The following is a 22,845-nucleotide window of genomic DNA, read 5'->3' as shown; positions in this document are numbered from 1 at the left end:
TCACCGTTTGCTTTTGATGATGGTGCCCAGGCCTTGCAGATAGGCCACCAGCGCGTCCATTTCGGTTTTGCCCTTCACGGCATCCTGTGCACCGGCGATGTCTTCGTCGGTGTAAGGCACGCCGAGGGTGCGCAAGACTTCCATTTTTTTCGCGGTTTCCTTGCCGTCGAGCTTGTTTTCCACGAGGAACGGGTAAGCCGGCATTTTCGACTCGGGGACCACGTTGCGCGGGTTGTACAAGTGCGCACGTTGCCAGTCATCGGAGTAACGACCGCCCACGCGGGCCAGGTCCGGACCGGTGCGTTTGGAACCCCACAGGAACGGGTGGTCCCAGACGCTTTCACCGGCAACCGAATAGTGGCCATAGCGTTCGGTTTCAGCGCGGAACGGGCGGATCATCTGCGAGTGGCAGCCGACACAACCGTTGGCGATGTACACGTCGCGGCCTTCCAGTTCCAGCGCCGAGCGCGGCTTCATGCCCTCGACCGGCTTGTTGGTGACGTCCTGGAAGAACAGCGGAACGATTTGGGTCAGGCCACCGACGCTGACGGCGATGACCATGAAGAAGGCCAGCAGGCCAATATTCTTCTCGACAGCTTCATGCTTCATCAGTGAGCTCCAACGACGGCAATCTTGGCGGCGGCTTCGGCTTCAACCGGATCCGACGCACGAACGGTGCGGTAAACGTTGTAAGCCATCAGCAGCATGCCGCTGGCAAAGAAAGCACCGCCCAGCGCACGGACGATGAAGCCCGGGTGGCTGGCCTGCAGCGCTTCGACGAACGAGTAGGTGAGGGTGCCGTCATCGTTGATTGCACGCCACATCAGGCCCTGGGTGATGCCGTTGACCCACATCGACGCGATGTAGAGCACGGTACCGATGGTCGCAAGCCAGAAGTGCGCATTGATCAGCCCAGTGCTGTGCATCTGCGCCCGGCCGAACAGTTTCGGGATCATGTGGTAGATCGCGCCGATCGAGATCATCGCTACCCAACCGAGGGCGCCGGCGTGTACGTGGCCGATGGTCCAGTCGGTGTAATGCGAGAGCGAGTTGACGGTCTTGATCGCCATCATCGGCCCTTCGAAGGTCGACATGCCGTAGAACGCCAGCGACACCACGAGGAAGCGCAGGATCGGGTCGGTGCGCAACTTATGCCAGGCGCCCGACAAGGTCATCATGCCGTTGATCATGCCGCCCCAGCTTGGCGCCAAGAGGATGATCGACATCGCCATGCCCAGCGATTGTGCCCAGTCCGGCAGGGCGGTGTAGTGCAGGTGGTGCGGGCCGGCCCAGATGTACAGGGTGATCAGCGCCCAGAAGTGCACGATCGACAGACGATAGGAGTAGATCGGGCGTTCGGCCTGTTTCGGCACGAAGTAGTACATCATCCCGAGGAAACCGGTGGTCAGGAAGAAACCCACCGCGTTGTGGCCGTACCACCACTGGATCATCGCGTCAGTGGCACCGGAGTAGGCCGAATACGACTTGAACAGGCTGACTGGCAGCGACATGTGGTTGACGATGTGCAGCATCGCGGTGACCACGATGAACGCGCCGTAGAACCAGTTACCAACGTAGATGTGCTTGGTTTTGCGCTTGGTGATGGTGCCGAAGAACACCAGACCGTAAGTGACCCAGACAATCGCCAGCAGAATCGCGATCGGCCATTCCAGCTCGGCGTATTCCTTGGTAGTGGTGTAACCCAGCGGCAAGGTGATGATGGCGCCGACGATGACCGCTTGCCAGCCCCAGAAGGTGAAGGCCGCGAGGCTGTCGGAAATCAGTCGCGTCTGGCAGGTTCGCTGCACGACATAGTAGGAAGTGGCAAACAGTGCACAACCGCCGAAGGCGAAAATCACCAGGTTTGTGTGCAACGGGCGCAAGCGTCCAAAGCTCGTCCACGGCAGACCGAAGTTCAGTTCCGGCCAGACCAGTTGCGAGGCGATGAAGACACCGAGCCCCATGCCAAGGATCCCCCAGACCACCGTCATGATGGCGAACTGGCGGACTACCTTATAGTTATAAGCAGTCGGACTGATTGCTGTGCTCATTCTAAGGTTCCACGGTTTGGGTATTTTTATAGGGATAAAATCGGCCGCAAGTATGTATAAAGCAGGGGGTCATTGCAACGCGCCATGACCTGGGTCAATGCTTTCCAACGCTGATTCTGCGGCCTTTCCATGCGCCGCGTAGGGTCAAAAATGGCCTCTGACAAAATGTCGCAGTGCGCGTAAAAAGCCCGCAATCCGAATCGCCGTCAACGGTGCCCGTTCACAGGTCGTGATCGGGAAATTGCGGGCGATCGGCGTAACGGCCGTTATCTACCTGCGTTTGCGGCGAATCCATCAACCGGTTCAGGGCGCGCATCGTTCGGGATTGATCTGGAAACCGACTTCAGCCGGTCCGCTTCGATGAAGCGTAGACCCGAATCCGGGGTTCCGAAAGGAGAGGATCCAAGGGGTGCGACAATGCGTCGCAAAGGGGCGGGAAACTGCCGCAGCGAGAAAGCTGCGGCAGTGGTGTACGCAATTGCTATTTTTTGTTGTCTTCAGTTATCAGTTTTGCTGTGTTCAATCCGTGGCTAAGGCTGTACACATAAGCGGCTAGCAATTGCACTTTATCGTTGCCCAGCAATTCATTCTGCGCCGGCATATGCCCCTGACGACCATGGCGAATGGTCTGCTCCAGTTGGGTCAGGCTGGTGCCATAAATGAAGCCGGCCGGGTGGGTAAGATTCGGTGCGCCCATGGCAGGGGTGCCTTGGCCAGTTGCGCCGTGGCAAGCCACGCACGTGGTGCTGAACGCCTGCTGCCCGGCTTGCAGGTCTGCCTTGCTGTCGGCAGGTAGCGGCAGGCCGGCGAGTTCGTGGCGCACGTAGGCGGCAACGTTTTTCACCCCGGCCTCACCGAGCACTTCGCCCCAGGCCGGCATGGCCGCCATGCGGCCGCCCATGATGGTGGTCTTGATCGTCTCGGCATCGCCGCCCCAGCGCCAGTCGCTGTCGGCGAGGTTAGGGAAGCCGAACGCACCCTTGGCATCCGAGCCGTGGCACACCGAGCAATTGGAGGCGAACAGACGACCGCCCATTTTCAGCGCCTGCGGATCCTTGGCCACTTCTTCCAGGGGCATGGCGGCGAATTTGGCGAAGATCGGCCCGAACCGGGCGTCCGCCTTGTTCATTTCCTTTTCCCATTCGTGCACGCCGGTCCAGCCATCCTCATAGCCGGGCAGGATGCCTTTCCAGTTGCCCAGGCCCGGATAGAGAATCAGATAACCCACCGAGAACACCAACGTGCCGGCGAACAGCATGAACCACCACTGCGGCAGCGGGTTGTCGTACTCCTCGATGCCGTCGAAGCTGTGGCCCATGGTCTGGTCGACGCTGCCCTTGGTCTCGCCCCGACGGGTGCCGATCAGCAGCCAGGTCAGGCCGATCAGGCTGCCAATGGTCAGTACGCAGATCCACGTACTCCAGAAGGTGGTCATGGCCGGGTACTCCTTGTTTCAGGGGCTGAAATTGTTTCGGGTAGTGGCTCGTCGGCGAACGGCAGCAGGCGTGCTTCGGCGAATTCCGGGGTGCGCTTGCGATTGAACACCCACAAGGTCAGGCCGACGAACGCTACAAACACGACAACCGTGCCCAAACCGCGGATCAGGCCAGTGCTCATCTCAATGACCATGGCTCACCTCTTGCTCTTGATTGCAGTGCCGAGCACTTGCAGATAGGAAACGAGGGCGTCCATTTCGGTCTTGCCCTTGAGGCTGGCGACTGCGCCGCTGATGTCGTCATCGGTATACGGCACGCCGAGGGTACGCATGGTTTTCAGCTTGGTTTCGGTATGGCTGCTGTCGACCGCTTGGGTGACCAGCCACGGGTAGGCCGGCATCTTCGACTCCGGCACGACGTTGCGCGGGTTGTACAAGTGCGCGCGGTGCCAGTCATCCGAGTAACGCGCGCCGACCCGGGCGAGGTCCGGACCGGTACGTTTCGAGCCCCACAGGAACGGGTGATCCCAAACGCTTTCGCCCGCAACCGAGTAGTGCCCGTAGCGTTCGGTTTCGGCGCGGAACGGACGGATCATCTGCGAGTGGCAACCGACGCAGCCTTCGCGGATATAGATATCGCGACCTTCCAGTTGCAGCGCGGTATAGGGCTTCATGCCCTCCACCGGTTTGTTGGTGACGTCCTGGAAGAACAGCGGGACGATCTGGGTCAGGCCGCCGATGCTCACGGCGAACACCATCAGCAGCATCAGCAGGCCGACGTTCTTTTCAATCGTTTCGTGTTTCATGGCGGACTCCTCAGGCCATCTGCGCGGCAGCAACGACATCAGCAGGCTGCGAGGCCCGCACGGTGCGCCAGGTGTTGTAGGCCATCAGCAACATGCCGCTTAAGAAAATCGCCCCGCCGATCAGTCGCACGACAAAGCCCGGATGACTGGCCACCAGGGTTTCGACGAAGGAATAGGTCAGCGTGCCGTCCTCGTTGACTGCGCGCCACATCAGGCCCTGGGCGATACCGTTGACCCACATCGAGGCGATGTAGAGCACGGTGCCGATGGTCGCCAGCCAGAAATGCGCATTGATCAGGCCGACGCTGTGCATCTGCGCCTTGCCGAAGATTTTCGGGATCATGTGGTACAGCGCGCCGATCGAAATCATCGCCACCCAGCCGAGGGCGCCGGCGTGAACGTGGCCGATGGTCCAGTCGGTGTAGTGGGAGAGGGCGTTTACCGTCTTGATCGCCATCATCGGCCCTTCGAAGGTCGACATGCCGTAGAACGCCAGCGACACCACGAGGAAGCGCAGGATCGGGTCGCTGCGCAACTTATGCCACGCGCCCGAGAGGGTCATCATGCCGTTGATCATGCCGCCCCAGCTCGGTGCCAGCAGGATCAGCGACATCACCATCCCCAGCGACTGTGCCCAGTCCGGCAGCGCGGTGTAGTGCAAGTGGTGCGGGCCGGCCCAGATGTACAGGGTGATCAAGGCCCAGAAGTGCACGATCGACAGGCGATATGAATACACCGGACGCTCGGCCTGTTTCGGCACGAAGTAATACATCATGCCGAGGAAGCCGGCGGTGAGGAAAAAGCCCACAGCGTTGTGGCCGTACCACCACTGCACCATGGCGTCGGTTGCACCTGCGTACACCGAGTAGGACTTGGTGAAACTCACCGGCAATTCAAGGTTGTTGACGATGTGCAGGATCGCCACGGTGATGATGAACGCGCCGAAGAACCAGTTGCCCACATAGATGTGCTTGGTCTTGCGCTGCATGATCGTGCCGAAGAACACGATCGCGTAGGCGACCCAGACGATGGTGATCAGGATGTCGATCGGCCATTCCAGTTCCGCGTATTCCTTGGAGCTGGTGTAACCCAGCGGCAGGCTGATCGCCGCCAACAGGATCACCAGCTGCCAGCCCCAGAAGCAGAACGCGGCGATTTGCGGCGCGAACAGTTGCGTCTGGCAGGTGCGTTGCACCGAATAAAAAGAGCTGGCGAACAGCGCGCAGCCACCGAAGGCGAAGATCACCGCGTTGGTGTGCAGCGGGCGCAGACGGCCGAAACTGGTCCAGGGCAGATTGAAGTTGAGTTCCGGCCAGACCAATTGCGCCGCGAGAAAAACCCCGAGGCCCATGCCGACGATGCCCCACACCACCGTCATAATGGCGAATTGGCGGACCACCTTGTAGTTGTAGGCGGTACTGATAGAAGTGTTCATGGTTCCCCATCCACGGTTCAGCCGAAGTGAGCGCGCGCAAACGACGCGAATCCTTCGCCTGGAGTTATAGGCAGACTAAAAGCGAGGCAAGCATGGACAAACAGCACAAGGCCAGTATTGACGGGGATCAATGGGCGCAGTGTGTGCTCGATCATGGGTGGCTTTGGGATGCCGCTGTTGGTGAGGCTTCGGCAACGCTGATTCTGGCCCACGGGGCGGGGGCGCCGATGGATAGCGAGTGGATGAACGACATGGCTGGGCGCCTTGCCGGGCTTGGGGTCAACGTGTTGCGGTTTGAGTTTCCGTATATGGCGCAGCGGCGGGTGGATGGGGTGAAGCGGCCGCCGAATCCTGCTGGCAAGTTGCAGGAATGTTGGCGGGAGGTGTTTGCGCTTGTGCGGCGTCATGTCGCTGGGGTTTTGGCTGTTGGCGGCAAGTCGATGGGCGGGCGGATGGCGAGTCTGGTGGCGGATGAGTTGGGGGTGGATGCGTTGGTGTGTCTGGGGTATCCGTTTTATGCGGTGGGGAAGCCGGAGAAGCCTCGGGTTGAGCATTTGGCTTCGTTGCGCACGCGAGCGTTGATTGTGCAGGGGGAGCGGGATGCTCTGGGGAATCGCGAGGCGGTTGAGGGGTATTCGTTAGCGCCGGGGATTGAGGTGTTTTGGTTGGTGGCGGGGGATCATGATTTGAAGCCGCTGAAGGTTTCTGGGTTTACGCACTCCGATCATTTGGCGGGTGCTGCGCAGAGGGTGGCTGAATTTCTCCGTGACTGATTTTGAGTCGGGCCGGATTTTGCGTTGCATGAAGATCAGCTCCCTTTCCCCCTCGCCCCCTTGGGGAAGAGGGTTTGATCTGGGGGGGGGTAGCTTTTGATCTTGCTCTTGGGGGCATATCCGTTGCTTCGGGAGCTGCGGCTGGCGGTTTCGCCTGACGGCGACTTACTTTTTTACAAGCGCCGAAAAAAGTAAGCAAAAAACGCTAGCTCCTACGTTCGGCCCTCGCAAGCTCGGGTTCCTTCGCTCCGGGATCGATCCGGGCGCAGCGGCTCCGGTTTGCTTCGCTGCACCTCCTTCCGCTGTGTCTGGCTGCGCCAGACGGTCGCTACGCTCCCACCCCCGGATCAATCCCTCCACTCAGCCTTCCGACGTCGCCGGTGGATCAAGATCAAGAGCACTCGAGCTTGCGCTCATTGTTGAGTGGGGCGGCTTCGCCGCGGGCAGCTGCGCTGCTTTGCTTTTCTGCTTTTTGTGGGAGCGAGCCTGCTCGCGAAGGCGGCCTGACAGCCGACCATTATCCACCGGCCGGGCTCAATCCCTGTGGGAGAGCACTCGAGCTAACGCTCATTGTTGAGTGGTGCGGCTTTGCCGCGGGCAGCTGCGCTGTTTTGCTTTTCTGTGGGAGCGAGCTTGCTCGCGAAGGCGGCCTGACAGCCGACCACTATCTACCGGCCGGACTCAATCCCTGTGGGAGCTGGCTTGCCAGCGATGGCAGCCTCCAAGTCGACCAATCCCCCACTGATGTACCCGATCCAAATGTGGGAGCGAGCCTGCTCGCGAAAGCTCCCTTCCAGACGACCTCAAACCACCTGCCTGTCAGAGGCAATCCCTGCACTTAAACATCATCAAATAGCCACGTTTAAACTACACGATCCGTTACGCCATCCCGGCTACAACTTCTTGCGCTATTGCCTACGCCTACGCCAGAATCCGCCGGCTTACGCGGCTATGAGGTTGGCTATATCGTTTCTCGGTCACTGACAAAAGGCAGTGATCGGGTTTGGTAGCCCGTCTCTAAGCGTCATGACGCCATATGCAGTCTCTGTAGAGACTCGATTTATGGTGGCCATGCGTGGGGCTCCTTCGGGAGCGCCGGGTTTCCTGCTTAGACCGGTCTACCAACCTGCGTATGGTCGCCACCCTCGTTTGGTAGCGAGAGTGATGACTCCTTATTTTTCTAAGTAGGAGCTTCATCTATGTTCAAAGTAACCCCCAACCCGCCACCCTCCCACGACCGCGCACTAGACCCGCAAAAAATCCAGGAAGCCACCGACCGCGCCCTCGATTACTACCTCAAACCTGAAGACCTGGCAGCCCCGCCAAGTTCACCGAAATATCGCCCGATCTACGTTGTCGACCCCACGCTGGATGACGAAACCCTGTTGGTCGAGGCCTGCGAGTCGCTTTCATACGCCCATGCCATGGCCGGTAACATCGCCAACTCGATAGGCGGCCCGGAGCGCAAACCGCTGCTGGCGCTGCAACAGGTGATCATGCTGAACGAACTGTTGGTCAATCGGTTACTGGACAAACTGAAGCTGCCTCAATAAGTTCGCTGGCTTTTATGGCCTCTTCGCGAGCAGGCTCGCTCCCACAGGGGATCGTCGTCGGGCACATATCTGTGGTCACCGCATATCGGATGTAGGGTGAGCCTGCTCGCGATGTTGGCCTGACGACCAACCGGCCTCTTACTGATGCACCCGGTCCAAATGGGGGGGGGCGAGCTTGCTCGCGAAAGCGGCATCCCAGACAACACCAAAATCACAGGCCAACTTCCCGCTATTTCTTTGCGGTATATCAAACAGTATCCGGCAATGCCTCAAAATATTGTTTGGCTTTCAGATCATCTCTTTTTAAATTGAAAGTACCTTTGGGTCTTATTTGTTCGGGGGTTTCGTCGGGTTTTGTTTTTGCAAATGTCGCTTCGAATTCGCCTTCAACAGTCCCTTTTACAGGATCCAGCTTAATGCTCAGTGTCGCATCACCCGCCGCGATAACTCGCCAGCCTTTAAGTTCGCCCTTCTTTATTGAATGTCTGTGGTCACAGTACAAGCCCGCTGCAAGCGTATAAGTGCCTTCCAGGATGTCCTCGTTGATATACGGCACTGCGAGCATAAAACCAAAAAGATCCTCTGAATCAACGGTGCCTACGGAGCCGTAAAATATCCATGAGTTATCAGTTGTCGTGCTTGAGTTATAGAATAATGTTCTTTGGGCTTCGGTTGATAAAGAATCGATCTGCCACTGAAATTCGTTGTCCTCTGTTTCGAAGTTATTTATCTGCGGGATGTTATTTTTGTTATAAAAATCTCTGAAGTTCACGATGAAATCCTTCTGTCTCGTAGGGGGATCCCGTCGATTGATCGGACGGTAATTCATAGATATTCAGTTTCTAAAATGTTGTCTACTGTCAGAGTTGTCAGCTAGACATAGTTCGCAGAATGTGCTTTTTGCTTATTTTTTTGTTTCAGGTAATAAAAAAACCGGAAGCTTTAGCTGTCCGGTTTTTTTATCCTGCTAGAGCAATCAGCGGTTAAACCGCGCCACCAACGAATACTGCGTGTTGGCCGTCTTCGTCAGCTCTTCACTCAGCAACGCCGAGTTATGCGCTTGCTCGGACGTCTGATCCGCCAGTTCCGAGATATTGCTGATGTTACGGCTGATCTCTTCAGCCACGGCACTTTGCTCTTCGGTCGCGGCGGCGATCTGCGTTGTCATGTCGGTGATGTTGGCCACCGCTTCGCTGATGCCGACCAGTGCTTGATCCGCTTCCAGGACCCGCGCCACGCCTTCTTCAGCCTGGCGATGCCCGGCTTCCATGGTTTGCACGGCGCTGGAGGCAGTCTGCTGCAACTTGGCGATCAGGGCGTGAATCTGCCCGGTGGATTCGCTGGTGCGTTGCGCCAGTTGACGGACTTCGTCAGCCACGACCGCAAAACCACGGCCCATTTCACCGGCACGTGCAGCCTCGATGGCAGCGTTGAGGGCGAGGAGGTTGGTCTGGTCGGCGATGCCTTTGATCACGTCGACCACACCGCCGATTTCGTCGCTGTCCTTGGCCAGTTGCGTCACGGTCACGCCGGTTTCGCCGACGACCACCGACAGGCGCTGGATCGCTTCGCGGGTTTCCCCGGCGATGTCGCGGCCACGCCCGGTCAGGCGGTTGGCTTCCTGGGTGGCGTCAGCAGTGCGCTGTACGTGGCTGGCGACTTCCTGGGTGGTGGCGGCCATCTGGTTGACGGCGGTGGCGACCTGTTCGGTTTCCACGCGCTGGCGTTCCAGGCCGGTCGAGCTGTTGTGCGCCAAGGCGTCGGACTGCTTGGCCTGATCAGTCAAGTGTTCGGCGGTGTCCTGCAGGCGGGTCAGGCAGGTTTTCAGGCGTGCTTCCTGGCTGAGGATCGACATTTCCAGACGCGCCTGGGCGCCACGGCTGTCGGTGTACATCTGCGCGATCAGCGGGTCGGAGGTGGTCTGTTCGGCCAGGCGCAGCAGGCGCTTGAGCCCGCGTTGCTGCCATTGCAGGCCCATCAGGCCCAGCGGCACCGACAAACCGGCGGCGAGGGCAAAGCCCCACTGCGAGTTCAGCGTCGCGCCGATCATGAAGCTCAGTTGGCTGACCAGAATGAACGGCAGCCAGTCCTGCAGGAGCGGCAGCCATTTGTCCGTCGAAGGAATCGCCGACTTGCCCTGGTTGATGCGTTGGTAGAGCGCTTCGGCGCGGCGGATCTGTTCGGCGGTGGGCTTGACGCGCACCGACTCGTAACCGATCACCTGATTGCCGTCGAACACCGGTGTGACATAGGCGTTAACCCAATAGTGGTCACCGGACTTGCAGCGATTCTTGACGATGCCCATCCATGGCAAGCCTTGTTTCAATGTGCCCCACATGTGCGAGAACACCGCCGACGGCACGTCAGGGTGACGGACCAGATTGTGCGGTGCACGGATCAGTTCCTCCCGCGAAAACCCGCTGATCTCGACAAAGTCGTCGTTGCAGTAGGTGATCACGCCCTTGGCATCGGTGGTGGAAATCAACCGTTGCTGAGCTGGAAAGGTCCGCTCGCGTTGTGTAATGGGCTGGTTGTTACGCATGGTTTTTCAATCCGCAAGGCTTTGAATGGTTGTCGGCGCCGACAGGTTTTTATTGAAGTTTTTTTTCAGATTTAAGTACGCCGTCGCAAAACCGCGCTTGCGTCAACTGGCCAGCATCGGATAAGTGAACAGGCCGAAGTGCAACAGGTTCAGGCCGAAATGGGTGGCGATCGCCGCGCCCAGGCCGCCGAAACGGTAGGCCAGACCATAGCCGACCCCGGCCAGTCCCGCCAGCAACACCCAGGTCCAGCCAGCGCCGGCATGCACCAGACCAAACAACAGCGAGGCCAACAGCAGCGCGAGGTTGTCGCCGTAGGGCAGGTGCTTGAGGCGACGGCTGAGTCCGCCCTGTATATAGCCGCGAAACAGGGCTTCCTCGACCAGCGTCACCAGCAGCAGATTGTTCAGCACCCACAGCCAGGCCTGATCCGGCCACTTCGGCGCCCAGGCGATTACGCCGAGCAACAATGCGCCGCCGAGGGCGAGAATCGCGCACAGCGTCAGGGCGAGGGCGGTGGCATAGACCGTCAGGCGCAACGAACGCCGCGCGACAATCCACGGACAAACCAGCAGCAACCAGAAGCCCACCAGCGGTTTGTCGAGATTGAGGTACATCGCGAACGGCACGGCGTTGTCAGTCAAACGTTGCGGATTGATCACCCGGCCGTTGGCGAAGCCCGGCAGCCAGTGCAGCGCCAGTGCCACCGCCAAAACGATGAACAGGCCATGGCCAAGCCAGCGCGCAAACGGTACTTGTTGCTGACGCACGGCGAATGCGGCGAACAGCAAAAGCCCCACGGAGATCAATGCCAGCCAACCGAGCTGGCCGTAGCTCAGGGCCAATCCGTAACCGAGGCCGAGCAGCGCGAGATAGAGCCAGGGCAGCGCCTTCATCGAAAGTCCTTGTGCGAAATTCTGGAAGGGGCTTTCTACACGGGCGAGGGAGGTGGGACAAGTGAAGGTGTGGCAGTGATGCCAGACACAAATCAAATGTGGGAGCGAGCCTGCTCGCGAAAGCGGTTTTCCAGATGACGTCACTGGCGACTGACACTCCGCTTTCGCGAGCAGGCTCGCTCCCACAGGTTTTGCATTCGGCTGAAGATCAGCGCAGGCCCAGTTTGGCCGCTGCGCGTTCAGTAATCTCGGTGCGCAGCTTCAACGAAGGCGCCGCGCGTAACCGCGCTTCATCGACAACTTCACTCGGTGCCACGTCCGGGCTGCCGGCATTGAACGGCGGCGCCGGGGCATATTCCAGTTGCAACTGCACCAGTTGCGCCGTGTCGGCATCGACCAGTTCCGCCGCCAGCACCAAGGCAAAATCAATCCCGGCGGTGATCCCTCCGCCGGTAAACAGATTGCCGTCGCGCACCACCCGATCTTTCACCGCAATCGCGCCCAGCGTCGGCAGCAACTGGTGATAGGCCCAGTGCGTAGTCGCGCGCTTGCCCTTCAGTAGCCCAGCAGCGCCGAGCACCAGCGAGCCGGTGCACACCGAGCTCACATAACGCGCCTGGGCGGCCTGGCGTTTGATGAAATCCAGCGTCTGCTGATCTTCCATCAGCGGCCCGACGCCACTGCCGCCGGGCACGCAGATCACATCCAGATCCGGGCAATCCTCAAAGGTCGTAGTCGGTTTCAGCAGCAGGCCGGTGCTGGACGTCACCGGCATCAGGTCCTTCCAGATCAGGTGGACCTGCACGCCGGGCAACGAGGCGAGGACGTCGTAAGGGCCGGTGAGGTCGAGTTGCTGGACCTGCGGGAATAACAGAAAACCGATCTGCAGCGTCATCGTTCTTACTCCGTTGAAAGAAGTGGACGACTTCACTGTAGGCGCGTAGGTTCTGGCGCATACGCCAATCACCCCACGAATTACGCCAAATGCCTAAAGCCATTCACGTCCTCGCGTTCGCCAACATGCAGATTCTCGATGTCACCGGGCCGTTGCAGGTGTTCGCCTCGGCCAACGATCTGGCCCGCCAGCGCGGCATGTCGGTGCCCTATGCGCCGAGCGTGATCGCCAGCGGCGGCGGGGCGGTGATGTCGTCGGCTGGCCTGGCGGTGCTGGCCGAACCGTTGCCGCAAACGCCCAGCGATACCTTGATCATCGCCGGTGGCTGGGGCATTTATCCCGCCGCCGAAGACTCGCAACTGGTCGACTGGGTGCGCGAGCACGGCACTCATTGCCGGCGCGTGGCTTCGGTGTGCACCGGGGCCTTTCTGCTCGCGGCCAGCGGCTGGCTCGATGGTCGCCGCGTGGTCACCCACTGGACGCGCTGCGAGCAACTGGCCGCGCAGCATCCGAATCTGCACGTGGAAGCCAATCCGATTTTCATCAACGACGGCCCGGTGTGGACCTCGGCCGGGGTCACGGCCGGCATCGATCTGGCGCTGGCCATGGTCGAAGAAGACCTCGGCCGCGACATCGCCCTCGACGTCGCCCGGCACCTGGTCGTCTTCCTGAAACGCCCGGGCGGGCAGTCGCAGTTCAGCGTGACGCTGGCGCTGCAACAACAGGGCAACCGCTTCGATGAACTGCACGCCTGGATCGCCGAGAACCTGACCTGCGACCTCGGCGTCCCGACCCTCGCCGAACAGGCCGGCATGAGCGAACGCAGTTTTATCCGCCACTACCGTGCCGACACCGGCCAGACCCCGGCGCGGGCGATCGAATTGATCCGCGTGGAAACCGCTCGACGACTGCTCAGCGATACCGGCCTGCCGGTGAAACGCATCGCCGCCAATTGCGGGTTTGGCAGCGAAGAAACGCTGCGGCGCAGTTTTCTCCGTGCCATTGGCGTGACACCGCAGGCTTATCGCGAGCGGTTTTCGGTTAGCGTTGCAACAGATCCAGTATCGCCTTGAGGGTTTCCTGCGGCGCTTCTTCGGGAATGTTGTGGCCGACACCCGCCAGCACGCGCCGCTCATAGAAGCCGCTGAAATGTTCGGCATCTTCATCAATCAGCGAAGGCGGGCCGACGCCATCATCGCCACCGCACAGCGAAATGCTCGGCACGCTGATCACCGGCTGTGTGGCCAGCGCTTCCTCCATCCACTCCAAGGCTGGATCGCCCGGGGCGTAGCCGAAGCGATGCCGATAGGAATGAATCACCACGTCGACAAAATCAGGATTATCAAAAGCGCCAGCGGTCAGCGGATAGCGTTCATCCTTTCGCGCCCATGTCGGCGACCACAGCCGCCAAAGCAACTGACACAACTCCCGGCGATTCTGCTTAAGGCCCTCGACGCCACGGGGCGTGTGGAAGTAGTACTGATACCAGAGCCGATGCTCGTCTTCCGGGTCCAACGGCTGGTTCGCATGGGCGATGTCCTGCACGAGGTAGCCGTCGCCGCTGACCAGCCCGCGCACTCGCGCCGGAAACAACGCCGCGACAATACACGCCGCCCGACCGCCCCAGTCATACCCGCAAAGCATGGCCTGTTCGATACCCAGCGCATCCATCAGATCGAGCAAGTCCTGCGCCATCGCAGCTTGCTGGCCGGAGCGCAGGGTTTGCGCACTGTTGAACCGGGTCGGCCCGTAACCGCGCAAGTACGGCACGATGACGCGGTAGCCTCGCGCGGCCAGCGCCGGGGCGACTTCGTCGAAGGCGCGCGGGGAATAGGGGAAGCCGTGGAGCAGAATCACCGGGGCGCCGTTGTTCGGACCGTGCTGTTCGTAGGCAATGGTCAGAAAAGGCGTAAGGACTGACTGAATCATGACTGTCAACTCCGTGCAAACGTCTTCCAAACCCTAGACCATCGGATAGACTGCGCAGCTCATTCTGTCGACTGGCTTCAAGGACGATACATGTCACTCAAAACGCTGCTTGTTATGTTGGCACTTGTCGTGATGCTGACCGGTTGCGCATCGCCGCCACCGGCATTGCCGGACACCCCGCAGCGCCGTGAACTGATGGAGCGCATGTTTGCCAAGTCGACGATCATGCTGTCCTTCAAGGAGTTGGACGCACGATCCGCCACCGTGCCGGGCGAACCGCAACGCCAGCTCAGCGCCGATGAGGCATTGGCCAGCCATAAGCAACAAATGAATGTAGACCTGCCGGCGGCGTACTGGGAGCAGCGCCGGGCAAACCTTGCGCAACTTATCGATGCCAGAGCAAAAGGTGAAGCCATCGGTCTGGCGGCATACAAGCAAAAGTACTTCGAGCAATTATCCCTGGCACCGACGCCAATGCTCGCGGCGCTGGCCAATGCCCCGAGGATGGACGCGCTGGCAGAGTTTCCATTGGTGCTGCCCAATGATCATCAGCTCAGTTACTTCTACCTGATGACCGTTGCGGATGAAACGTTTTGGGAAATCGAGCAGTTCTACCAGCACATGGCCGATCTGGACGCCCAGTATGGCGTCTGTGCCCTGTATCCGGATTGCTACCACCCGGACTTCCGCACGGCTAAGCCTCAAGCTCCGCAATCTGATTGAAATACTTCGTCCGATCCGGCGTAAACGTCACCTTCATCTTCGTCCGCGAACACATCAGCGAACGCTCCTGCGCCAGATCAATATCCAGATCCTCACCGCGCAGACCCTGCCACTGCGCCAGATATTTCAGTGAGCCGTACTTCTCGTTTTTCTTCAGGCTGCGACTCACGCCACCCTTCCAGCCCAGCACCGGCAATTCACCGGCCAGGCAGCGCTGGGCCAGTTCGGGAAAGCGTTCGGCGCGCTGGCGGCCGATTTCCCAGCATTTGATCAAGCCCTTGTCGGCGGCTTCCCAGAGCTGGGTGCGGCTCAGCCCGGTGCGAGGAGGGGAGTCGATGGTGCGCTGGACGTGATGAGGCATTCCGCTTCCTTGAATTCGGGTGTGGTTGGACAGCTCCGCTGTGCCCGTTGCTTTGGATGGTAGGTGTGGATGTTTCGGCTGGCAACAAGGTATTTCGGGGTGTAAGCGTACGTTGCGGGAGGCGTTTCAACGTGACGTGAGTGGTTTTTGCAGGTGCGGTTTTTACACAGACTGTCGCCAGACGTAACCGCCGTGCAGGTTTCACGTTGGGTATGGGCCTGTTCCCGTTGGCTGGCGGGCAGGCCCGTTGTGGAAAAATCCCGTCCAGTCAGGGATCGGTCTGACATGCGCTGACGAAAAAACAGCCCTACGGCTGCCAGGAACTCTTCTCGCCACTCAACTTGCGATCAAGAAAACTCGCTGCACTGATCAGCGCCAGATGCGTCAGCGCTTGCGGTGTGTTGCCCAGGTGCCGCCCATGGCTGTCGAACTCTTCGGCGTACAGCCCAAGCGGATTGGCATATCGCAGCAATTGCTCGAACTCCAGGTGGGCTTTTTCCACCTGGCCGGCGCGGGCCAGGCATTCGACATACCAGAACGAGCACGCGGCGAACGCGCCTTCGGTGCCGCTGAGGCCATCGATGTTGGCGTCTTCGTTGCGATAGCGATAGACCATGCCGTCGCGCACCAGGGTTTTTTCGATCGCTTCGAGGGTCGACAGCCAGCGCGGATCCTTGGCGCTGACGAAGCGCACCAGCGGCATCAGCAGCATCGAGCCATCCAGTGCGGTGCCGCCCTTGTACTGGACGAAATGCCCGCGTTCTTCGTTCCAGAAGTTGTCCCAGATGTCGGTGTAGATCGCTTGCCGGGTGTTATCCCAACGGGCGAACGGCGCCGGCAGCGAACGCTTGGAAGCCAGACGGATGGCGCGGTCCAGCGCCACCCAGCACATCAGCCGCGAGTGCAGGAAATGATGGGTTTCACCGCGCATCTCCCAGATGCCGACATCTTCGCTCTGCCACGTCTCGCAGACCTGATCGACCACTTCGCCGACGTGCCGCCAGCCTTCGTGGGAAATCGCGTCACCGTATTTGTTGACCAGATACACCGCATCCATCAGCTCACCGAAGATATCCAGCTGGATCTGATCATAAGCGCCGTTGCCAATGCGCACCGGTTGCGCGCCGCCGTGGCCGGACAGGTGCGCGAGTTCGGTTTCCGGCAATTCCTGCTGGCCGTCGATGGCATAGAGGATGTTGAGTTTCATCGGTTTGCCACAGCAATCGCTGACCCGTCCGCGCAGCCACTGCATGTAGTGGTTGGCCTCATCGACGAAGCCCAGGCGCATAAACGCATACACGGTGAACGAAGCATCGCGGATCCACGTGTAGCGGTAATCCCAATTGCGCTCGCCGCCGGGAGTTTCCGGCAGGCCGAAAGTGGCAGCGGCGAGGATTGCACCGTGGCGGCGTGAGGTCAGCAGTTTCAGGGCGAGGGCGGAGCGGTTGACGATTTCTCGCCAGCGTCCGCGATAGTTGGATTGGCCGATCCAACCGCGCCAGTACTTCAAGGTGCGCTCCATGCACAATTCGGCGGCGCCTTCGGCAAAGCGCGGATCATCGCTGCCGCCGAGCATGAAGGCGGCGGTTTCATTGTGCTCGAGGGTGAATTGCGCGACGGCCGCTTGCGCGTCGATCTGCAGTGCCTGATCTGAAGCCAGGCGTATCGACGGCTGGCCAGCGGCGTGGAACGTCACGTCCTGTGCGTCCATCTCTGCCCGGGTGTCGGCGCGACCATAGTCGTGGCGCACCGCGCAACGCAGGTTGAACGTCGCCGAGCCGCTGACCACGCGCACCCGGCGCATCAGCAGGGGCAGGGCGTCGACATCGTCACCGATGGGCAACAGATCGGTGATTTCCACCACCGCGTGTTCGCTCAGCCAACGGGTCTGCAAGACGTTGGTGTCGGGCAGATAAATCTGTTCCCGGCGCGCATCCGGCAAGTCCGGCGCGAGCTGGAAAATCCCTGCTTCAGGGGTGTCGAGCAGCGAGCAGAAAATCGTCGGGCTGTCGAACTCCGGCCAGCAGAAAAAATCCACGCTGCCCTTGTCGTTGACCAGTGCGGCGCTGCGCATGTCGCCGATGATGCCGTGGGCACCGATGGGACTTTGTTGTTCCACTTCAGGCTCAGCCATTGCCGCGAAACTCCGGATAGAGGCTCATCCCGCCATCGATGAACAGGGTGGTGCCGACGATGTAGTCAGACACATCGGAAGCGAGGAAAACCACTGCGTTGGCAACGTCCTCGACATCGCCAATGCGTCCGTAGGGAATCAGCTCAAGAAGTTTGTCGCCGGCCGCGCCTTCAGTGGCTTCTGTGTTGATGGCCGTGCTGATCGCACCGGGCGCGATGCTGTTGATACGGATGCGCTGGTGGCTGACTTCCTGAGCGAGGCTCTGCATCAACTGATCGACGCCGCCCTTGGACGCCGCGTAATTGACATGCCCGGCCCATGGAATGCGCTGGTGCACCGAGCTCATGTGAATGATCTTGCCCGCCGCGCGCGACACGCCTTCGCGCACGCCCTGACGCTGGAAAATCCGCAACGCCGCCCGCGCGCAGAGGAACTGCCCGGTGAGGTTGACGCCGATCACCGTGTTCCAGTCGTCGAGGGTCATGTCCACGGCGGCAGCGTCTTTTTGCAGGCCGGAATTGGCCACCAGAATGTCCAGCGAGCCGAAGGCTTCGACGGTCTCGGCGAACAGCCGCTCGACATCTTCTTCTTTTGAAACATCCGCGCCGATGGCGATCGCCTTACCGCCTTCGGCGTTAATTTGCGCGGCCAGTTCTTCCGCAGGTTCAGCGCTGCTGTTGTAGTTGATTACGACCGCAGCGCCGGCGGCGGCCAGTGCTTTGGCGGCGGCATGGCCTATGCCGGAGCTGGCACCCGTGACCAGCGCCACCTGATGAGCGAGGGAAATCTGCATGACGATTCGCGCCTTGGTTCAAGAGACTTAAGTAGCTGACTGATGGCCTGCGGCGAGAGTTCATCTGCAACCATGAAAAGTTCGCCGCTTCAGACCTGATAGCGGCCACTGCTGCGATGCCATTCGACGTTGCCGGCCAGCCAGCTCTTGATTCCGCGCAGATAGCGTTTGAGCAGCGGCGAGGCGTGCGGCAATACCGCCCGTTCCGCCGCCTCGTACAGATGCATGATGTCATCGTGAACGGCAGCACTTTGCGCCATGGCCTGCGCGGGGGAGCAGCCCTGTTCTTGGATCAGCAACATAGGCAGATTGAAATCGCCGATACCGGCCTGCTGTTCCTTCAGCGCGGAAAAAAGATCATTGGCAATGATCGTGGCGCTGGCGGCCAGCGTCGTGACCTTGCGCACCTCGGGTGCGCTGTAGACATTGGCGGGCAATTCATACCCACCGATGATGTCGATCAGCGACAGACACGGCAGGAAACTGTTGATCTGACGCTGAGCCAGATATTCCCAGAGCGCGGGCGTGAGCCCTTCGATCCGCCAGGCCGCTTCGGCGGTCATGGTGACGAACATGGCGATGATTTCATGGCGTACGCGAGCAACCTGCGCCGCGGTCGCGAAAGTCTCGACCCGCCTCAGATAGGCACGCAGCGCGACCAGCACCGGATCGACGCTCAAGGCCTGCTCGAGCCCCGGGCGGAACCGTGCGCTCAGGTAAACCGGTTCCAGCGCCGCCAGCGCCAGGGAAAGGCGCGGCCCGACCATTCTGGGTTCGGACCCGGTTCGCTCATCGTCGCAGTAGTAGTCGTCCACGGCGAACAACGCGGCGAAACATTGCGCCGCGAGCAACAGCCGATCGGGCTCATCGGTGTCGGTATGACAGAGCATGGCGAAGCGACCGAAACCCATGGCGCGGACTTTGTCGAGTTGGCCCGGAAATATCCCGACCTTCTCGATCCATGGCATGAGCAGATCATCCACCCCCCTGGCCAGCGCCCCGTCGACCCGAAACGGCGCCGGACAATTCAGCGGCGGGACGGCCCAGGATGATCCTGTCTTCGCACCAGAAAGGCTTGGCATTGATCGTGCCGCTGAAGCTTTGCGGACGGACTCGAACCACTGCCGGACACCTTCTATCCCGAACTGCTCGACCATCAGGCGAAACCAGATCGTGAACATGTCGGGTGTGTGTTCGATCTGCTCGGCGACCTCCTCCAGCGACAGCCACTGCCAACTTTCGGCTTCCTCGGGATTGGCTACCGGATCGGTGTGACTGATGCCGGCAAACACATGGTCGAATTCATGCTCGATAAGTTGATCGGAGACGTGTTCGTGGTAGAGCATCGAGGCAACTTTCTGCAGTTTGCAGGTCATGCCCATTTCTTCCTGCAATCGGCGGTTGGCAGCCACCGCCGTTTGTTCGCCTTTGCGTGGATGCCCGCAGCAGGTGTTGGTCCATAATCCGCCGGAATGATATTTGCCGAACGCGCGTTGCTGCATCAGCAGCCGTCCTTGTGGATCAAACAGCAGAATCGAAAACGCACGATGACGCAGCCCTTGGTGATGCACCTGCATCTTGGGGGCTACGCCGATCTGGCGATCCGTTGGTGAGACGAGAATCAGCTGTTCTTCCATGGCGGGGCTCCCGAGCGTGTGCGCTAGCGGATGGTGCCCAAGAGCAGTTGCCTGTTCGTCCGGGAGAACCCCGCAGTTGAGCGAAGGCGTTATGAGAACTCCAGGGACAAGAAAAGGCACCTGTCAGATCTGACAGGTCAGCGCGATTTCCGACAGATGGTTATGTGATTTCAGGGGTTGGCGGGATGCTCAATTGGAGGATTGAAGCGCAGAGTGCAGAGTTGTACACCTTCACATTCCACCAACAATTCGTCGCTTCCACGTCACCCGTCGCTATGGCAACTTGGCCGCCCCTGATGAGGCTGCAATCAATGGCAAATCCCTACCGCGAATTGTTCACCGCCCCCGGTGCCCGTGCGTTTGTGCTGGCCGGGATGCTGGCGCGCATGCCGATTTCCATGACCGGCATCGGCCTGATCACCATGCTCGCGCAGTTGAACGGTGGTTATGCGCTGGCGGGTGCGGTGGCGGCGATGTTTGCCTTGGCCACGGCGTTTTGCGCGCCGCAGGTATCGCGGTTGGTGGACCGTTATGGGCAGGGGCGGGTGCTGCCAATTGCAGCGCTGACCGGTGGCGGCGGGTTATTGATGTTGCTGCTGTGCACGCGTGTGCAGGCGCCGGACTGGACGTTGTTCGTCTTCGCCGCGCTGGCCGGGTGCATGCCGAGCATGTCGGCGATGGTGCGGGCGCGCTGGACCGAGATCTACCGTGGCCAGCCGCAATTGCAGACGGCGTATGCGCTGGAGTCGGTGCTCGACGAAGTGTGTTTTATCGTCGGGCCGCCGCTGTCGGTGGGGCTATCCGTTGCGGTGTTTCCCGAGGCCGGGCCGCTGGCGGCGCTGTTGGCCCTGGCCATCGGCGTGACGGCGTTTGTCGCTCAGCGCAGCACCGAGCCAGCGGTGCACGCGCAGGAGTCGCAGCATCAGGGCTCGATCATTCGCTCGACCGACGTGCAATGGCTGCTGGCGTTGATGCTGGCGATGGGCGTGATCGTCGGGGTCATCGATGTGGTCAGCGTCGCTTTCGCTCAACATCAGGGCCAGCCCGCAGCGGCGAGTATAGTCTTGTCGGTATACGCGATTGGCTCATGCCTGGCCGGCATCGCCTTCGGTGCGATGCGTTCGAAGCTGCCGTTGCCGCGCCTGTTTCTCTACGGCGGCGTGGCGACGGCGGTGACCACGCTGCCGCTGTTATTGGCGAGCAATATTCTCGGCTTGTCGATCGCGGTATTCATCGCCGGGTTGTTCTTTTCACCGACGTTGATTGTGGCGATGGCGTTGATCGAACGCATCGTGCCACCGGCCAAACTGACCGAGGGCCTGACCTGGCTGGTGACCGGGCTGAGCATCGGCGTGGCGATCGGCGCTGCTGGCTCCGGCGCGCTGGTGGATGCGTTTGGCGCGCGTAGCGGATTCTGGCTGGCGATTGCGGCGGGGGCAGTGGTGCTGATTTCAGCGTTTCAAAGTTTCCGTCACTTGAAATGGTAGGAGCTGACGAGTGCAACGAGGCTGCGATCTTTTGACTTTGACTTTGGCTTTGGATTTTGAAGATCAAGATCAAGATCAAAAGATCGCAGCCTCGTTGCACTCGTCAGCTCCTACGCTCCTACAGGAAATGGGGTTACCAGCCGCGTCCTGAGTCGACCCAGAAGTTGACTGACAGCGACGTCGACACCGACTCCACCTGATGGAACCAGCCCTCTGGCAAAAACAGCAGATCGCCAGCCTCCAGCGTCACCCGCAAAAACGTCACCTCCCGCGCTGCCGGGAAACGTTCATAGTCCGGCGCGTCCGGGTTGAAATCGCAGCCATCCAGGCCTCCCTTGGGCGCGGTCGACCAAGTGCCCAGCGCTTCGCGGTGATGCGGCGCGGCGAGGGTGAATTTCTTCTGCCCCCAGACCTGGGCGAAGAGGTTGTCGGTGTCATCGCGGTGCAACGGCGTCAACGTGCCCTTGGGGCCGATCCAGATCCGTGGCGGGATGAACAGCGACGTGTCGAAGTAGGGCGGGTACTGGATCTGCTGCAACAATTGCGCCGGCAGGATGTTGTTGCCCATGTACGCCGGCGGCTCGCCATCCGCGCCTTTGACCGCCGGGCTGTCCAGCGAGGCGATGAACTCGGCCATCGAAGTGGAGCGAAAATCACGCTCGGTGGAAAAGGTCTTCTTCACATAATCGCCATGGCGGGTAATGCCCTGCAGTTCAGCGAAATGCACCAGCGATTCCTCGCGGCTCAGGCTGAACAATGGCCAGTCGTGCAGGGCATTGCTGATCACCAACGGAATGCCGTTGGGCAAATAACGGGTTTCGAATTCGTGCCGGCTGAACTCGGCGCGCGTACGGCGTTCGACGCTGGTCTGGCGAGGCAGCGCGGCAGTGAGCTTTTCGCTGAAGCGTGGCGGCGTCGGGTAGCGCTTGTTCATATCGACCTTTTCCACCGTGCCGCCACCCTGGCGAGCGTGGTCGATGATCTGCGGCAACATCGTCGCCAGGCCCATGTTGCCACCGATCTTCAGGCGACCGCTGGCGAACAGTTCCTCGACATTGACCACGCCGGCCATGATCCCCAAAAAGTCCTTTTCCGCGACTTCGATGGTCACGTCCGGGCTGGGGTGGCGCCCGGCTGCCGTGCGCTGGCTGGTCTTGATGTCATACCAGTACGCCTGTTGCCCACTGAAGATGAACTGGAAAACCCCCTCGATGCCGACCGCGCCGGCGTTGGCGAACAACTTGCCCAGAATGCTCTGCAGGTCCACGGTGATTCCCTCGCGATTGTTGTTTTTTTCCTGAACAGGCAACGAGCGGCTGGCGGGGGAATTTAGCGACCGGGCGACTAATTTGTCCGGCCAGTGATCCGTCTTTCTTGCAGACACATTTTTCAAGGAA

The 22,845-nt window shown here is 60.3% G+C and carries 21 protein-coding genes; 5 read left to right on the top strand and 16 right to left on the bottom strand.

The annotated features are described in order from the left end of the window. The 6 genes from ccoO (AC0IXA_RS24925) to ccoN (AC0IXA_RS24900) form a co-directional block, all read right to left on the bottom strand. Positions 1-609 carry a cytochrome-c oxidase, cbb3-type subunit II gene (ccoO, locus tag AC0IXA_RS24925; protein WP_007917161.1) on the bottom strand — a complete coding sequence of 203 codons (609 nt, stop codon included), beginning with the start codon at positions 607-609 and terminating at the stop codon, positions 1-3. Next, the gene (gene ccoN, locus AC0IXA_RS24920; RefSeq protein ID WP_024012334.1) at positions 609-2,051 is read right to left on the bottom strand and encodes a cytochrome-c oxidase, cbb3-type subunit I; all 1,443 of its coding nucleotides are present in this window, start codon (positions 2,049-2,051) and stop codon (positions 609-611) included. The genes ccoO (AC0IXA_RS24925) and ccoN (AC0IXA_RS24920) overlap by 1 nt, the downstream gene beginning before the upstream one ends. Positions 2,052-2,532: 481 nt before the next feature. Next, positions 2,533-3,486 carry a cytochrome-c oxidase, cbb3-type subunit III gene (gene ccoP / locus AC0IXA_RS24915; RefSeq protein WP_341637975.1) on the bottom strand — a complete coding sequence of 318 codons (954 nt, stop codon included), beginning with the start codon at positions 3,484-3,486 and terminating at the stop codon, positions 2,533-2,535. Further along, positions 3,483-3,680, bottom strand: coding sequence for a cbb3-type cytochrome oxidase subunit 3 (locus tag AC0IXA_RS24910; RefSeq protein WP_041479081.1), 198 nt, complete (start codon positions 3,678-3,680; stop codon positions 3,483-3,485). The genes ccoP and AC0IXA_RS24910 overlap by 4 nt, the downstream gene beginning before the upstream one ends. Positions 3,681-3,683: 3 nt before the next feature. After that, positions 3,684-4,292 (bottom strand): cytochrome-c oxidase, cbb3-type subunit II, encoded by a 609-nt coding sequence (gene ccoO / locus AC0IXA_RS24905; RefSeq protein ID WP_003223389.1) that lies wholly within the window; start codon positions 4,290-4,292, stop codon positions 3,684-3,686. Positions 4,293-4,302: 10 nt separating this feature from the next. Continuing rightward, the gene (ccoN, locus tag AC0IXA_RS24900) at positions 4,303-5,727 is read right to left on the bottom strand and encodes a cytochrome-c oxidase, cbb3-type subunit I (RefSeq protein ID WP_024012337.1); all 1,425 of its coding nucleotides are present in this window, start codon (positions 5,725-5,727) and stop codon (positions 4,303-4,305) included. Positions 5,728-5,819: 92 nt separating this feature from the next. Between ccoN (AC0IXA_RS24900) and AC0IXA_RS24895 the strand changes: the two genes are divergently transcribed. Beyond that, positions 5,820-6,500, top strand: coding sequence for an alpha/beta family hydrolase (locus AC0IXA_RS24895; protein ID WP_471814693.1), 681 nt, complete (start codon positions 5,820-5,822; stop codon positions 6,498-6,500). Positions 6,501-7,699: 1,199 nt separating this feature from the next. Next, positions 7,700-8,053: a DUF6124 family protein gene (locus AC0IXA_RS24890; protein WP_016773880.1), complete on the top strand. Its 354-nt coding sequence runs from the start codon at positions 7,700-7,702 to the stop codon at positions 8,051-8,053. 247 nt (positions 8,054-8,300) lie between these two features. Here AC0IXA_RS24890 and AC0IXA_RS24885 read toward each other — a convergent pair whose 3' ends face one another. The 4 genes from AC0IXA_RS24885 to inhA form a co-directional block, all read right to left on the bottom strand. Then, entirely contained in the window at positions 8,301-8,825 is a 525-nt protein-coding gene (locus AC0IXA_RS24885; protein WP_341637973.1) for a hypothetical protein, read from the bottom strand. A 204-nt stretch (positions 8,826-9,029) separates the two neighbouring features. Next, positions 9,030-10,595 (bottom strand): methyl-accepting chemotaxis protein, encoded by a 1,566-nt coding sequence (locus tag AC0IXA_RS24880; RefSeq protein WP_471814692.1) that lies wholly within the window; start codon positions 10,593-10,595, stop codon positions 9,030-9,032. A 102-nt stretch (positions 10,596-10,697) separates the two neighbouring features. Further along, positions 10,698-11,489 (bottom strand): lysostaphin resistance A-like protein, encoded by a 792-nt coding sequence (locus AC0IXA_RS24875; protein WP_471814691.1) that lies wholly within the window; start codon positions 11,487-11,489, stop codon positions 10,698-10,700. Between the two features lie 208 nt (positions 11,490-11,697). Then, positions 11,698-12,384, bottom strand: coding sequence for an isonitrile hydratase (gene inhA / locus AC0IXA_RS24870; protein ID WP_471814690.1), 687 nt, complete (start codon positions 12,382-12,384; stop codon positions 11,698-11,700). Between the two features lie 89 nt (positions 12,385-12,473). On the opposite strand from inhA, the gene AC0IXA_RS24865 reads away from it, so the two are divergent. Then, positions 12,474-13,457: a GlxA family transcriptional regulator gene (locus tag AC0IXA_RS24865; protein ID WP_471814689.1), complete on the top strand. Its 984-nt coding sequence runs from the start codon at positions 12,474-12,476 to the stop codon at positions 13,455-13,457. On the opposite strand, the gene AC0IXA_RS24860 is transcribed toward AC0IXA_RS24865, so the two are convergent. Continuing rightward, positions 13,426-14,313 carry an alpha/beta fold hydrolase gene (locus AC0IXA_RS24860; protein ID WP_281892098.1) on the bottom strand — a complete coding sequence of 296 codons (888 nt, stop codon included), beginning with the start codon at positions 14,311-14,313 and terminating at the stop codon, positions 13,426-13,428. The two genes, AC0IXA_RS24865 and AC0IXA_RS24860, sit on opposite strands and share 32 nt — an antisense overlap. 114 nt (positions 14,314-14,427) lie before the next feature. Between AC0IXA_RS24860 and AC0IXA_RS24855 the strand changes: the two genes are divergently transcribed. Then, positions 14,428-15,036: a hypothetical protein gene (locus tag AC0IXA_RS24855; protein ID WP_471814688.1), complete on the top strand. Its 609-nt coding sequence runs from the start codon at positions 14,428-14,430 to the stop codon at positions 15,034-15,036. Here the strand turns inward: AC0IXA_RS24855 and AC0IXA_RS24850 are convergent. The 4 genes from AC0IXA_RS24850 to AC0IXA_RS24835 form a co-directional block, all read right to left on the bottom strand. Further along, positions 15,008-15,397 (bottom strand): hypothetical protein, encoded by a 390-nt coding sequence (locus AC0IXA_RS24850; protein WP_471814687.1) that lies wholly within the window; start codon positions 15,395-15,397, stop codon positions 15,008-15,010. The genes AC0IXA_RS24855 and AC0IXA_RS24850 overlap by 29 nt on opposite strands. A 307-nt stretch (positions 15,398-15,704) precedes the next feature. Next, entirely contained in the window at positions 15,705-17,531 is a 1,827-nt protein-coding gene (locus AC0IXA_RS24845; protein ID WP_471814686.1) for a glycoside hydrolase family 15 protein, read from the bottom strand. Then, complete coding sequence (locus AC0IXA_RS24840) at positions 17,524-18,324, bottom strand: glucose 1-dehydrogenase (RefSeq protein WP_471814685.1); 801 nt, start codon at positions 18,322-18,324, stop codon at positions 17,524-17,526. The genes AC0IXA_RS24845 and AC0IXA_RS24840 overlap by 8 nt, the downstream gene beginning before the upstream one ends. Before the next feature lie 89 nt (positions 18,325-18,413). Beyond that, complete coding sequence (locus AC0IXA_RS24835; RefSeq protein ID WP_471814684.1) at positions 18,414-20,081, bottom strand: family 2 encapsulin nanocompartment cargo protein terpene cyclase; 1,668 nt, start codon at positions 20,079-20,081, stop codon at positions 18,414-18,416. A gap of 191 nt (positions 20,082-20,272) precedes the next feature. Here AC0IXA_RS24835 and AC0IXA_RS24830 point away from each other — a divergent pair, with 191 nt between their 5' ends. Further along, the gene (locus AC0IXA_RS24830; protein ID WP_471814683.1) at positions 20,273-21,448 is read left to right on the top strand and encodes an MFS transporter; all 1,176 of its coding nucleotides are present in this window, start codon (positions 20,273-20,275) and stop codon (positions 21,446-21,448) included. A 133-nt stretch (positions 21,449-21,581) separates the two neighbouring features. On the opposite strand, the gene AC0IXA_RS24825 is transcribed toward AC0IXA_RS24830, so the two are convergent. Next, the gene (locus AC0IXA_RS24825) at positions 21,582-22,715 is read right to left on the bottom strand and encodes a cupin-like domain-containing protein (RefSeq protein ID WP_471814682.1); all 1,134 of its coding nucleotides are present in this window, start codon (positions 22,713-22,715) and stop codon (positions 21,582-21,584) included. Positions 22,716-22,845 lie beyond the last annotated feature (130 nt).

Source organism: Pseudomonas sp. AC083 (assembly GCF_979253165.1).
This window is presented reverse-complemented; position numbering and strand designations above follow the sequence as displayed.